This window comes from Nocardiopsis sp. NPDC058631 (assembly GCF_042716955.1).
GTDB lineage: Bacteria > Actinomycetota > Actinomycetes > Streptosporangiales > Streptosporangiaceae > Nocardiopsis.
Map to the genome: position 1 here is coordinate 38091 of NZ_JBHXQY010000044.1, position 13239 is coordinate 51329.

At 73.4% G+C, this 13239-nt stretch carries 8 protein-coding genes; 4 read left to right on the top strand and 4 right to left on the bottom strand.

Annotated features, from left to right (window positions below; translation table 11 throughout):
• The first annotated feature begins 283 nt into the window (after positions 1-283).
• Positions 284-3307 carry an AAA family ATPase gene (locus ACFWTE_RS16270; protein WP_378780234.1) on the top strand — a complete coding sequence of 1008 codons (3024 nt, stop codon included), beginning with the start codon at positions 284-286 and terminating at the stop codon, positions 3305-3307.
• Positions 3308-3395: 88 nt separating this feature from the next.
• On the opposite strand, the gene ACFWTE_RS16275 is transcribed toward ACFWTE_RS16270, so the two are convergent.
• Positions 3396-5258: an NAD+ synthase gene (locus ACFWTE_RS16275; RefSeq protein WP_378780235.1), complete on the bottom strand. Its 1863-nt coding sequence runs from the start codon at positions 5256-5258 to the stop codon at positions 3396-3398.
• 260 nt (positions 5259-5518) lie between these two features.
• Between ACFWTE_RS16275 and ACFWTE_RS16280 the strand changes: the two genes are divergently transcribed.
• Positions 5519-6880 carry a glutamine synthetase family protein gene (locus ACFWTE_RS16280; RefSeq protein WP_378780236.1) on the top strand — a complete coding sequence of 454 codons (1362 nt, stop codon included), beginning with the start codon at positions 5519-5521 and terminating at the stop codon, positions 6878-6880.
• 176 nt (positions 6881-7056) lie between these two features.
• On the opposite strand, the gene ACFWTE_RS16285 is transcribed toward ACFWTE_RS16280, so the two are convergent.
• The 3 genes from ACFWTE_RS16285 to ACFWTE_RS16295 all read right to left on the bottom strand — a co-directional run bounded on the left by ACFWTE_RS16285 (position 7057) and on the right by ACFWTE_RS16295 (position 10722).
• On the bottom strand, positions 7057-8241 hold the full coding sequence (locus ACFWTE_RS16285) for a globin domain-containing protein (RefSeq protein ID WP_378780237.1): 1185 nt from the start codon (positions 8239-8241) through the stop codon (positions 7057-7059).
• Between the two features lie 333 nt (positions 8242-8574).
• Entirely contained in the window at positions 8575-9009 is a 435-nt protein-coding gene (locus tag ACFWTE_RS16290) for an RrF2 family transcriptional regulator (RefSeq protein ID WP_378780238.1), read from the bottom strand.
• Positions 9010-9129: 120 nt separating this feature from the next.
• Positions 9130-10722, bottom strand: coding sequence for an MFS transporter (locus ACFWTE_RS16295; protein WP_378780239.1), 1593 nt, complete (start codon positions 10720-10722; stop codon positions 9130-9132).
• 411 nt (positions 10723-11133) lie between these two features.
• Here ACFWTE_RS16295 and panB point away from each other — a divergent pair, with 411 nt between their 5' ends.
• Both panB and ACFWTE_RS16305 read left to right on the top strand, forming a co-directional pair.
• The gene (panB, locus tag ACFWTE_RS16300; RefSeq protein WP_378780240.1) at positions 11134-11988 is read left to right on the top strand and encodes a 3-methyl-2-oxobutanoate hydroxymethyltransferase; all 855 of its coding nucleotides are present in this window, start codon (positions 11134-11136) and stop codon (positions 11986-11988) included.
• A 179-nt stretch (positions 11989-12167) separates the two neighbouring features.
• On the top strand, positions 12168-13208 hold the full coding sequence (locus ACFWTE_RS16305) for an LLM class F420-dependent oxidoreductase (RefSeq protein ID WP_378780241.1): 1041 nt from the start codon (positions 12168-12170) through the stop codon (positions 13206-13208).
• The last annotated feature ends 31 nt before the right edge of the window (positions 13209-13239 follow it).

Here is a 13239-nt window from a genome sequence, read left to right on the forward strand (position 1 = left end):
CGGGGGGGGGCGACTTGGTGGGGGGCCGGGGGGGGGCGGGGGGGGGGCGGCCTCCCCCCGGGGGGGCGGCGCACCCTCCCCCCCCCCCCCCCGCGCGGGGGGCCCGGGGCCCGCGGGGGCCCCCCGTCCGTTCCCCCTCCGCCACGCACCGGAGCGTCGGAGCCCTTGGGCCGGGACCACCGCGGGGATGCCCGGTTCGGCCGGGCCGTCTGAGGTCCGCCCTGGCCCCGGGCGGTGGGAAAAAGCCGTGGAAGCGTCGAAATTAATCGACATAATGAGCTTTATGCCCCTTCTTGCCGAGAGCAGTACCGTCTTCGTCGGCCGGGAGCCCGAGCTCCGGCTGCTCCGGGACCACGCCACGCGCTCGCGCGCCGAGGCGTCCGGCATGGTCCTGGTCGGCGGTGACGCGGGCGTCGGCAAGAGCCGGCTGGTCGCCGAGTTCGTCTCGGCCCTCCCCCAGGGGTCGGTGTTCGTCGGCGGGTGCCTCCAGCTCGGCGTCGACGGGCTGTCCTACGCGCCCTTCACCGCCGTCCTGCGCCAACTCCTGCGCGAACGCGGACGCGCCGCCTTCGAGGCCGCCGCACCCGGAGGCGTCGGCGAGCTGGCCCGCCTCCTCCCCGAGCTCGGGGAGGTACCGGCCCAGCGCCCGGAGAACCGCGGCGTCCTCTTCGACCAGGTCCTGCGCCTGCTCGACCAGGTCACCGGGGATACCGGGGTCACCTTGGTCCTGGAGGACCTGCACTGGTCCGACCACGCCACCCGCGACCTCCTCGTCTTCCTGGTCCGCAACCTCGACCTCCCCGGCGTGCAGATCATCGCCACCTACCGCAGCGACGACCTCCACCGCAGCCACCCCCTCCGCCGGCTCCTCCCCGAGCTCCGGCGCGCGCCGGGCGTGGAGCCACTGCGGCTCGGACCCCTCAGCCGTGACGAGGTCGGGGCCCAGGCCGCGGCGATACGGGGCTGCGCCCTCACACCCCACGAGACGGACGACCTGTACCGGCGCACCGAGGGCGTCCCCCTGTTCGTCGAGGCGCTGGCCGCCTCGGCGCACGACCGGCCCGGTGACGGCCTGGAGGTGCCCGACCAGTTCCGCGACCTGCTCCTGGAACCGCTGCACCGCTTCGACGCCACCGCCCTGTCGGTCCTACGGGTGGCCTCGATCGGCGCGGTCTCGGGCGCCGTCGAGCACGAGATGCTCCACCACGCGGCCGGGCTTCCCGGAGGGGAGCTGGAGGCCGCCCTGCACATGCTGGTCGACTCCAACGTGCTGCGGGCGGACCGGACCGGCTACCGGTTCCGGCACGCCCTGCTGCGCGACGCCGTCCACGAGGAGATCCTGCCGGGCCCCCACGCCCGACTGCACATGCGCTTCGCGCAGCTCATCGACGAGTACCCCGACTCGGTGCCGTTCGACCGACGTGCCGCCGAGCAGGCCCACCACTACAACGCCGCGCAGGACCTGCCCCGCGCCCTCCAGGCCTCCTGGTGGGCGGCGGTGCGCGCCGGGGACACCCTCGCCTACGGCGAGGAACTGGCCATGCTCGAACGCGTCCTGACCCTGTGGGACCGGGTCCCCGACGCCCGGGACCGGGTGGAGGGCGGCACCTGGGCCGAGGTGGGCAGCCGGGCCGCGGGCGCCGCCGTGGAGGCGGGCCGCCCCCGGCGCGCCGTCGAAATCGCCGACGAGGCCCTGGCCTCCCTGCCCGAGGACGACGACGACCGGACCCTGAGGGTGCGGGCGGAGCTGCTGCGCCGCCGGGGACTGGCACGCTCCCAGGACGTCTGCGGCGGCGGCATCGCCGACCTGGTCCGGGCTCTGGAGCTCCACCCCCCGCACATGCCCGGGTACGCCCTGCTGCTGTCCGACCTCGCCCGGCAGACCGCCCTCCACCGGGTCGACCGGGTCGGCCGGGAGGAGGGCCCCGACCAGGTGCGGCTGCGGGAGCTGGGGGAGGCCGGATGGTCCTCCCGGGGCCTGGCGGAGAAGGCCATCGCCTCCGCCGACCCGGCCCTGCCCGAGGACCTGTGCGCGGCGGCCCACGCCCGCATCACCCTGGGCGGCCTCCACATGCAGGAGGGGGACCTGGGGCGGGGGCGCCCGCTGATCGAGGCGGGTATCCGCCACGGTGCGGCGACCTCCGACCCGGCCCTGGAGGCGCGCGGCGCGGGCAACCTCGCGCACTTCCTGCGGGAGCTGGGCCGCCACACGGAGGGGCTGGCCGTCCTGGAGGAGTCCCTGGCACGCCACGAGGCGATGGGGTGGGCCTCGGTCCACAAGACGTTCAACCACCAGAACCGGGCCGAGATCCACTTCGAGCTGGGCAATCTGGTCGAGGCCACACGGATCGTCGAGCCGATCCTGCGCACCCACTCGTCGGACACGCACCACGCCTACATCGACGCGGTGCTGGCGCGGGCAGCGGCGGCGCGGGGGGACCTGGCCACAGCGCGCCGGGCGGCGTCGGCGGCGGAGCGGGAGCGGGCGCTGGCCAGCCCCCGGATAAACATCGTGCAGCTGGCCGTGCTGGCGCAGCTGGAGACCGACCTGGCCGAGGGCGCCGTCGGGGAGGCGCTCTCGCTGGCCGGGAACGTCCTGGACCGGATGGTGCTGGAGGCGGCGCACGGGTACACGTGGCCGCTGGCGGACGTGATGGCCGAGGCCGTGCGCCTGGGCACCGCCCCGGGCCCGGGTGGCGCGCCCGCCCGCTCGCAGGAGACGGTCGCGCCGGCGCGCCGTGTGGGCGCCCTGGTGGTCGGGGTGGCGTCGTCGATGCCCTCCCACGGGGTCGCGCAGGAGGCCTACCGGGCGTCCGTGCGCGCCCGCCTGGGGGAGGCGGACGGGGTCGGACCCGACGAGGTCCTGCGGCGGTGGGTGTCGGCGGTGGAGGCGTGGGAGGCCACGCCGATGCGCCTTCACCTGGCCGGCGCCCGGCTCCGCGCGGCCGAGGCGGGGGTGGCGGCCGGTGACCGCTCCGGGGCGAGGGAACGTGTGCGTGAGGCCCACGAGGCGGCCAAGGCGTGTGGGGCCGTACCGCTGGCCAACGCCGCCGCCGACCTGGCGCGGAGGATGGGGGTGGCCTTGGGGGGCTGTGCCGTCCCGCCCTCCGCCCCGTCGGGGTTGACCGCGCGGGAGACGGAGGTGGCGCGGTTGCTGTCGGTGGGCAGCACGAACGCGCAGATCGCCGGGGAGCTGTTCATCTCCGCCAAGACCGCGAGCGTGCACGTGTCCAACATCCTGGCCAAGCTCGGCGTGCCCAACCGGGCCACCGCCGGGGCCCGGCTACGGGAACTGGGCCTGGGCTGACCCCTTCCCGGCCCACCGCCGCGGCCGGGAGGGGCCGGAGGGAGCGGGGCGCGGGGTCCGCGCCGCGCGCCGCGCGCCGGGGCGCCGCTCAGACGGTCCAGCGGTTGGTGATCGGCAGGCGCCGGTCGCGGCTGAGGTTGCGTGAGCTGATCTTGGTGCCCGGCGCCGACTGGCGGCGCTTGTACTCCGCCCGGTCCACCAGCCGGATGACCCTGCGGACCAGCGCGGGGTCGTACCCGGCGAAGACGAGTTCGGCCTCGCCCTTGTCGGTGCCGACGTAGGCGTCCAGGACCGAGTCGAGCATCGCGTAGTCGGGCAGCGAGTCGGTGTCGAGCTGGTCGGGGCGCAGTTCCGCGCTCGGCGGTTTGGAGATGGAGTTCTCCGGGATGGGCGGGGTCCGGCCGAGGCGCCGGGCCTCGGCGTTGCGCCAGTGGGACAGCTCCCAGACCAGGGTCTTCCAGCAGTCCTTGATGGGCGCGAACCCGCCGACGGAGTCGCCGTAGAGGGTGGAGTAGCCGGTGGCGGCCTCGCTCTTGTTCCCGGTGGCCAGGACGAGGTGGCCCTCCTGGTTGGACAGCGCCATGAGGAGGGTGCCGCGCACGCGCGCCTGGAGGTTCTCCCCCGCCAGACCCGTGAGCGGGACCTCCGCCCCCGCCGTGGCCTGCTCGAAGGCCTCGACGGTGGGGGCGATACCGATGGTGCGGGTCGCGAACCCCTGGCGTACGGCCAGGTCCTCGGCGTCCCCGACGGAGTGCTCGCTGGAGTGGGCGCTGGGCAGGAGCACTCCGTGGACCCGGTCCGCGCCGAGGGCGTCCACGGCGATCGTCGCGGTGAGCGCGGAGTCGATACCGCCGGAGACGGCGACGAGGACCGACGTGAAGCCGTTCTTGACGGTGTAGTCGCGCAGGCCGGTGACCAGGGCCCGGTAGACCTCGCCCGTGTCGGAGAGGGGGTCCGGGCGGGGCGTGACGGTGCCGGCCCTGGGCGGGTAGGGGGCGACGGGGGTCGCGGAGACGGTGTGGCGGACGATACGCAGTCCGTCGACCTCGGGTCCCTCACCGCCGGTTGCCGTGCCGTGGGGGCCGAGCGGGGCGGTGCCGTCGTGGCGCCGGCCCCCGGCCGTCCGGCCGTCCGGTCCCGGCCCCTCCCCGCCCTCGGCGGGCGCGCCCTCGGGGAGGTCGAGGTCCGCGACGAGGAGGGTCTCGGTGAACTGGGGCGCGCGGGCCAGGAGCTCGCCCTCGGAGTCCACGACCAGGGAGTCGCCCTCGAAGACGAGTTCGTCCTGGCCGCCGACCATGTTGACGTACGCGAGGGCGGACCCGATCTCGCGGGCGCGCCGCTGGCACAGTTCCAGGCGCACGTCGTCCTTGTGCCGCTCGTAGGGCGAGCCGTTGAGGACGGCCAGGAGCCCGACCCCGGCGGCGCGGGCGGCGGTGACGGGGCCGCCCTCCTGCCAGAGGTCCTCGCAGACCATCAGGGCCACGTCCACGCCCCGGACGCGGATCACCGGGAGGACGTCCCCGGGGACGAAGTTGCGGTACTCGTCGAACACGCCGTAGTTGGGCAGGTGGTGCTTGGCGGACGTGAGCACGACCCGACCGCGGTGGAGCACCGCCACGGCGTTCTGCGGTGCCCCGGCGGGCTGGCCGTAACGGGCTCCGGGCCCCTCGCGCCGGGCGAGGTGGCCCACCACGACGGGGAGGTCGCCCAGCCCCTCGGCCTCGATGTCGGCGGCCAGGTCGCGGGTGGCCTTGACGGAGGCCGACACGAAGGAGTTGCGCAGGGCCAGGTCCTCGACCGGGTAACCGGTGACGACCATCTCAGGGAGGACGAGGAGGTGTGCGCCCTCCCCCGCCGCCTCGCGCGCGGACCCGAGGACGATCGAGCGGTTGCCTTCCAGGTCACCGACAGTGGGGTTGACCTGGGCGAGTGCGATTCTCAGCTGTGCCACGGAAGCGAGCCTAGCCGGTGGGCGCGGTGGCGATCCGGGTGCCCTGCGGTGTGGCGGACGGCGCGTGGGTCGGTGGTCCGCGAGCCTCCTTCACAGGTCATAATGCGTGTGCGGGGAGACGGACCGGACAGGCTGGTGGGCGTGTGCGGAAATACCCCGGAAATATCCGCACGGCAGACTGGGTCTGGGACACTGTGTCCGGCTCGACTCCGCAGGCAGCGGACCGGCACCGGACCGACCGGCAGCGAGGAAGGTTGATCGTGAATCGACAGCAGGAATTCGTGCTCCGCACGTTGGAGGAGCGCGACATCCGGTTCGTGAGGCTGTGGTTCACCGACGTGCTCGGGTACCTCAAGTCCGTGGCGGTCGCCCCCGCCGAGCTGGAGGCCGCCTTCTCCGAGGGCATCGGTTTCGACGGCTCGGCGATCGAGGGCTTCGCCCGCGTCTACGAGGCCGACATGCTCGCCCAGCCCGACCCCTCCACCTTCCAGGTGCTTCCGTGGCGCACCGAGCCCCACGGCACCGCGCGGATGTACTGCGACATCCTGATGCCGGACGGCTCCCCGTCTCCGGCGGACCCGCGCCACGTGTTGAAGCGCCAGCTCAGCAAGGCCTCCGACCTGGGGTTCACGTTCTACACGCACCCCGAGATCGAGTTCTACCTGCTGAAGAAGATGCCCGAGCTGGGTGAGCTCCCCGAGCCCAACGACTCGGGCGGTTACTTCGACCACACCCCGCACAACAGCGCGCACGACTTCCGGCGCAACGCCATCAACATGCTGGAGGCCATGGGCATCTCCGTGGAGTTCAGCCACCACGAGGGCGGGCCCGGACAGCAGGAGATCGACCTCCGGTACGCGGACGCGCTCACCACCGCCGACAACATCATGACCTTCCGGCTCGTGATGAAGGAGGTGGCGCTGGAGCAGGGCGTCTACGCGACGTTCATGCCCAAGCCGTTCACGCAGTACCCGGGTTCGGGCATGCACACCCACCTGTCGCTGTTCGAGGGCGACCGCAACGCCTTCTACGAGCCGGGGGCGGACTTCCAGCTGTCCAAGGTGGGCCGCGGGTTCATCGCGGGCCTGCTGCGCCACGCGGACGAGATCACCGCGGTCACCAACCAGTGGGTCAACTCGTACAAGCGCCTGTGGGACGACCCCGCGGCCTCGGCCGGGATGGGCGGTGAGGCGCCGGCGTACATCTGCTGGGGCCACAACAACCGCTCCGCCCTGGTGCGCGTGCCCATGTACAAGCCCGGCAAGTCGAACTCCAGCCGCATCGAGATCCGCTCGCTGGACACCTCCTGCAACCCCTACCTGGCCTACGCCGTCATCCTGGCCGCCGGGCTCAAGGGCATCGAGGAGGGCTACGAGCTGCCCCCCGGCGCGGAGGACGACGTCTGGGCGCTGACCGACGCCGAGCGCCGCGCGCTGGGCATCCGGCCGCTCCCGCAGAGCCTGGACGAGGCCCTGCGGATCATGGAGAACAGCGAGCTGGTCGCCGAGACGCTGGGCGAGCACGTGTTCGACTTCTTCCTGCGCAACAAGAAGACGGAGTGGAACTCCTACCGGCGGCAGGTCACCCCCTACGAGCTCCAGCGGTACCTGCCCACGCTCTGACCCGCCCGCGCGCTCGCGACGACGAGGCCCCCGTCCTGCCGGTTCACGACCGTGCGGGCGGGGGCTTCGCCGTGTCCGCAGGGGGCCTGTTCGATCTTCGGAGGGCGCCGGCCGGGACGTGCGGCGGCGGGGAGGGCGGCCCCGAGGATCCGGGGCGGCCCTCCAGCAGGAGAGGATCAGACCGCGCCCAGCCACAGGTCGGGGCCGAACACCTCGTAGTGGACGCGCCGGGCGGGCACCCCCGCGTCGAGCAGCCGCGTGCGCGCGTCGCGCATGAACGGCGGCGGCCCGCACAGGTAGGCCTCGGCGCCCTCGGGGACGGCGACCCCGGACAGGTCCATGCGCCCGTGGTCCGCACCGCCGCCACCGGTCTCGTACCAGACCCGGAGGCTCGCCCCGGGGAGGGTGCCGACCAGTGCGGCGGTCTCGTCGCGGTGCGCGTGCTCCGCGGGTGCGCGGTCGGCGTGCAGGACGAGGACCTGGCGGGTGCTCTGCTGTTCGACGAGCCGGTGGAGCATGGCGACCATCGGGGTGCAGCCGATCCCGGCGGAGACCAGCACGAGGGGGCGGTCGCCCCCCGGCAGGGAGACGTCGCCCGCGGGGACGGACACCATGAGGGTGTCGCCGGGGGCCGCGGCCGCGTGCAGCAGGGTGGAGACCTCCCCGGCAGGGGTCCCGCCGGCGCGCAGGCGCTTGACGGTGATCCGGCGGCGCCTGCCGTCCCAGCCGCTCAGTGAGTACTGGCGGGCCTGGTGGACGCCGTCGGGCATGCGCACCCGGACGCTGACGTACTGGCCGGGCAGGAAGGCCGGAACGGGGTCGTCGGTGGCGGGTTCGAGGGTGAGGGAGACGGTGTCGGGCGTCTGCTCGCGGCGTTCGGCCACCCGCCAGGGGCGCCAGACGTCGCGGTCGGCGCACCCGGCCCCGTCGTACAGGCGGGCCTCCAGGGCGGTGAGGGCCCCCGCCATGAGCCAGTACACCTCGTCCCAGGCGGAGACCACGTCGGGGGTCGCGGCGTCGCCGAGGGTGTGGGCGATGGCGCCGAAGAGGTACTTGTGCACGACCGCGTACTGGTCCTCGGTGACGCCGAGGGAGACGTGCTTGTGGGCGATGCGGGAGAGGAGCGCGTCGGGGCGCTCGTCCGGGTGGTCCAGGAGCGCGGTGGCGAAGGCGGCGATCGATCCGGCCAGGGCCCGGCGCTGTTCGCCGGAGGCCTGGTTGCCCCGGTTGAACATGCCGTCGAGGAGTTCGGGGTGGTCGCCGAGCATCGTCCCGTAGAACCGGGCCGTGATGGTGTCCAACGATGCGGCGACGACGGGGATCGTGGCCCTGATCGTGGCCTCGGACTCGGTGGAGAGCATGCGTCCTCCTTCACCGGGAGGTGCGGCACCGCCCCGGGACAGATAATTGGCATCTGAGATGCACATTAAATCCGCCTGCGGACGGCCCACCTCCGGGGTCCCCCTCCGGAGCCCCGGCGCGGCTTCGACGGACGTGTCCGCACAGGTGGAAGCGGCCCGGACGGCAGAACCGGCCTCGGCGCCAGGGGCACACGGGCGCACCCTCCGGGACCTCGGTCCCGTCCGGGTGGAGGCGAAGGTCGCCTCCCGGCCCCGCCCCCGGAGACCTTCGCCACAGGCGGGTCCGTCCGGCGCGGACGGGAGCGGAGCGCTCACGCGCCGGACCCGGCGCTCCTACTCCGGGCGGAGCAGGGTGAGCACGTCCCGGCTCGGCGGCGCCACCAGTGACTCCACGGTGACGGCGTCGAGGGAGGAGTGGAACGCCTCGCGCGCGTCGCGCAGGGCACCGCGCAGGCGGCAGGCCGAGCGCAGCGGGCAGGGCGGGGCGTCCTCGCAGCCCGCGAGGTCTCCCCCTCCCTCCAGTTCGCGCACGATCGTCCCGACCGAGGCGCGCCGCCCCTCCTCCGTCAGGCGCAGGCCGCCGTGACGGCCGCGCCGAGTCTCCACGAGCCCCATGTCGGACAGGCGCGCCACGGCCTTGGCCATGTGCGTGTACGGCACGGCGAGCATCCCGGCGGCGGTCCTGGTGGTGAGGAGTTCGCCCTCCCCCGCCACCGCGAGCCGCATGACCAGTCGCAGGGAGACGTCGGTGAAGGCGGTCAGGCGCATGCTCTCAACGTAGGCGACCGGCCGCGCCCCGTGCGTCGGCCGGACCCCCTGCACCCGCCCCGTGGGGGCCGTGGTCGCCGGGGCAGCCTTCCGGTGCCCCGTCGGCACGGCCAGGGGAGGTCAGCCGCGCTTCCCGGTGGTGTCCCCGTCGCGCCGGGCCTCCGCCTGCTGGTGGCTGCCCGCCTCGCGGGGCATCCAGATGAGGATCACCACCAGCCCGACCAGGCCGAAGCACAGGGACACGGTCGCGGCCGCGTGCAGACCCGCCATGAACGCCTCCTTGGCGGGACCGACCAGCGCACTGCCCGCCCCGCTCGCGCCGCGGGCGACCGCCAGGGTGCCCTCGATCGACTCCCCCGCGGCGTGCAGCTCCCCGGGGCTCAGCCGCCCGGCGCCCTCCCCCTCCGCGAACCCGTCCAGGACCGGGGTGATCCCGGAGCGGTACCGGAAGGAGATCACCGCTCCCAGCGCGGCGACTCCCATCGCGGTCGCGACCTGGCGAACCGTGTTCTGCACCGCGGAGGCGGCCCCCGCCTTACCCGGTGGGACCGACGACATGATCGCGTCCGTGGCGGGCGTCAGGACGACCGCCATCGACCCCGACTGGAGGAAGAAGAACCCGATGATCAGCGGGAGCGGCGTGTCCGGCTCCAGCCGGGTGAAGAACGCGAAGCTCGAACACACCCCGAGCACCCCGCAGGCGGCGACCACGCGAGGCCCCGCCCACCGCACCAGGGTCGGGCTGAGCGGCGCCATGAGCATCTGCCCCGCGGCGGCGGGCAGGACCAGCAGACCCGCCACGAAGGGGGTGAACTCCCGCACGCTCTGCCAGTAGAAGCTCAGGAAGAAGATGATCCCCGACATGCTGAAGAACATCACCATGATGGTGGCGATGGAGACGCTGAACCGCGGGTCGCGGAAGAAGCGCACGTCCAGCGACGGGTCCTCGGTCCGCGACTCGTGCACCAGGAACAGCGCGAGCACGGCCACACCCCCGGCCAGCGCGCCCCACACGTCCCAGTCGGCCAGCGAGGCCCGTTCCCCCGCGGTGATGATGCCGTAGATCAGGAGCACCAGCCCGGGGATGGACAGCAGCACACCGAGGACGTCCGGCCTGCCCGGGGCCGCGTTCCTCGACTCGGGGATCAGGAAGAACATCAGCGCCAGACCGAGAACGACGAAGGGGACGTTGATCAGGAAGATCGACCCCCACCAGAAGTTCTCCAGGAGCAGCCCGCCCGCCGAGGGGCCGATCGCCATCGCCAGGCCCACCGAGCCCGCCCAGATCCCGATGGCGCGTCCGCGCTGGTCGGGCGGGAACACGTTCGTGATGATCGACAGGGTCTGCGGCATCACCATCGACGCGCCGAGCCCCATGGCGGCGCGGGCCAGGATGAGCTGCTCGGGGCTCTGCGAGTAGGCCGACAGCGCCGAGGCCGCACCGAAGACGGTGAGCCCCGCCACGATCATGCGGCGCCGCCCCAGGCGGTCGCCGAGCACGCCGAACGCGAACAGCAGCCCGGCGAAGACCAGCGTGTAGGAGTTGATCGCCCAGGCCAGTTGGGACTGGCTGGCGCCCACGCCCATCTCGGGGTCGGAGAGCACGCGCAGCGCCACGTTGAGGATCGTGTTGTCCGCGACGATCACCAGCAGGCAGATGACCAGTACCGCGAGCCCGCCCCATCTTCGCCGATATGCCGTCTGCGCGTCCACGTTCCACCTCCGCTGTCGGGGCACCCGATCCGCGGTTCGGGCCGTGGCACGGACCGCGCCCGGCGGGCTCCCGCACGGTGGCGCGGACGGTGTGAGGCTCTCCCCGCAGGCCCTCCTGCACCAAGAGGTACAGGGAATGATCCGGTGGCGCAATCCGGTTGTATCCCGCGAGGAGAGGCGCGGCGGCGGCATGCGATGATGCTTGCGTGTGGCGGTGGTAGCCGGTTCCACACCGTCGGACACGGCGGTCGGAAGATCTCCGGGAGACCGGCGCCGCACTCGCCCGGCCCCCTCCACGAGGGCCGCAACCAGGGCCCGTGCCCTCCCGCGCGCGAGCGCGACACCATCATTCGTCCACATGTCCGGGGACACCCGCCGAGGTGCTTCGAGACGACGGAGGAAGAACACGTCATGACCATCACAGCCAACACCCCCTCAGCCGGGAACTCCCTGTACGGCGGCGTCACCAACCGGCGCGTCACCGTCCGCGACCTGGCCTCCGCCAAGGCCCGCGGCGAGCGCTGGCCCATGCTGACCGCCTACGACGCCCTCACCGCCCGGGTCTTCGACGAGGCCGGGATCCCGGTCCTGCTCGTCGGCGACTCGGCCGCGAACGTCGTCTACGGCTACGACACGACCCTTCCGGTCACCATGGACGAGCTCGTCCCCCTGACCGCCGCCGTCTCCCGTTCGACCCAGCGGGCCCTGGTGGTCGCCGACCTGCCGTTCGGCTCCTACCAGTCCTCCCCCCAGCAGGCGCTGGAGTCGGCCTCCCGGTTCATGAAGGAGGGCCGGGCCCAGGCGGTGAAGCTGGAGGGCGGCCACGCGGTCGCGCCCCAGGTGGAGCTGCTGGTCTCCGCCGGGATCCCGGTGATGGCCCACCTCGGCCTGACCCCGCAGTCGGTCAACACGCTGGGCGGGTACCGGGTCCAGGGCCGCGGCGAGGCCGCGGCCGGGCTGCTCAAGGACGCCAAGGAGATGGAGCGCGCCGGGGCGTTCGCGGTCGTCCTGGAGTGCGTGCCCGCCGAGGTGGCCGCACAGGTCACCGAACAGCTCTCCGTGCCCACCGTGGGTATCGGCGCCGGTCCGTCCACCGACGCCCAGGTGCTGGTGTGGCAGGACATGGCCGGGCTGAGCCCGAAGGTGGCGAAGTTCGTCAAGACCTACGCCAACCTGCACGAGACGCTGCGCGACGCCGCCTCGGCGTACGCGGACGAGGTCGTCAACGGGACCTTCCCGCAGGAGCGCCACTCCTACACGGGCTGAGGCCCGCGGGGCCGACGCCCGCGCCCCGGGGAGGCCGCCTCCCCGGGGCCGGAGGGGCCCGGCCGGGAGGACCGCCGAGGTGTGAGACGGACAACAAACCGAATCGTACTCGGCAGTAGAGTTACTCGCGTACCCAGCACCGACACGGGCCGGGGTCCGGCCCTCCCGGGAGGACACACATGCGCATCTCGATGCCGCTCCAGTACGCGGGTGACCCCAAGGCCTCCGTCGACCGGGTGGTCGAACTGGAGAAGGCCGGGCTCGACACCGTGTGGGTCGCCGAGGCCTACGGGTTCGACAGCCCCACCCTCATGGGGTACATCGCCGCCCGCACCGAGACCGTGAACATCGGCTCGGCCATCCTGCCGATGTACACCCGCACGCCCACCCTCATCGCGATGACCGCCGCGGGGCTCGACGACCTCTCCGGCGGGCGCGCCGTCCTCGGTCTGGGCGCCAGCGGACCGCAGGTCATCGAGGGCTTCCACGGCGTCCCCTACACCAAGCCCCTCGCCCGCACACGCGAGACCATCGAGATCTGCCGCAAGGTCTGGGCGCGCGAGGACCGCCTCACCCACGACGGCTCCGTCTTCCAGGTGCCGCTGGCCCCCGAGGCCGGCACCGGCCTGGGCAAGCCGCTCAAGATCATCAACCACCCCCGACGCCCGAGGATCCCCGTCTACGTGGCCTCGCTGGGCGTGAAGAACGTGGCGATGACCGCCGAGATCGCGGAGGGCTGGCTGCCCCACCTGTTCATCCCCGAGAAGGCCGACCTGGTGTGGGGCGAGGCCCTGGCCGAGGGCCGGGCGAAGCGGGACCCCTCGCTCGGCGACCTGGAGATCTCCGCCGGAGGCCTGCTCGCCATCGGCGAGGGCGAGGAGACCAGGAAGCTGCTCGACCTCGTGCGCCCCATGATCGCCCTGTACGTCGGCGGCATGGGGGCCAAGGGTAAGAACTTCTACAACACGGTCGCCCGCCGCTACGGCTACGAGGAGGCGGCCGAGCGGATCCAGGACCTGTACCTGGACGGCAGGAGGGACGAGGCTGCGGCGGCCGTACCCGACGAGTTCGTGGAGCTGACCAACCTCGTCGGCCCGGAGTCCTACGTGCGCGAGCGCGTGGAGGCCTTCCGCGCCGCAGGGGTCACCAAGCTCAACGTGACCCCCGTCGGCGACGACCCGACCGCCCTGGTCGAGAAGGTCAGGGGCTGGCTCGGCTGATCCGGCGCGCCCCGGCCCGCTCCGCGGCCCG

Excerpts from the sequence above, each read along its gene's own strand:
- ACFWTE_RS16270 (WP_378780234.1), top strand. The coding sequence starts at position 284 with ATGCCCCTTCTTGCCGAGAGCAGTACCGTCTTCGTCGGCCGGGAGCCC.
- ACFWTE_RS16285 (WP_378780237.1), bottom strand. The coding sequence starts at position 8,241 with ATGCTCTCCACCGAGTCCGAGGCCACGATCAGGGCCACGATCCCCGTC.
- ACFWTE_RS16290 (WP_378780238.1), bottom strand. The coding sequence starts at position 9,009 with ATGCGCCTGACCGCCTTCACCGACGTCTCCCTGCGACTGGTCATGCGG.
- panB (WP_378780240.1), top strand. The coding sequence starts at position 11,134 with ATGACCATCACAGCCAACACCCCCTCAGCCGGGAACTCCCTGTACGGC.
- ACFWTE_RS16305 (WP_378780241.1), top strand. The coding sequence starts at position 12,168 with ATGCGCATCTCGATGCCGCTCCAGTACGCGGGTGACCCCAAGGCCTCC.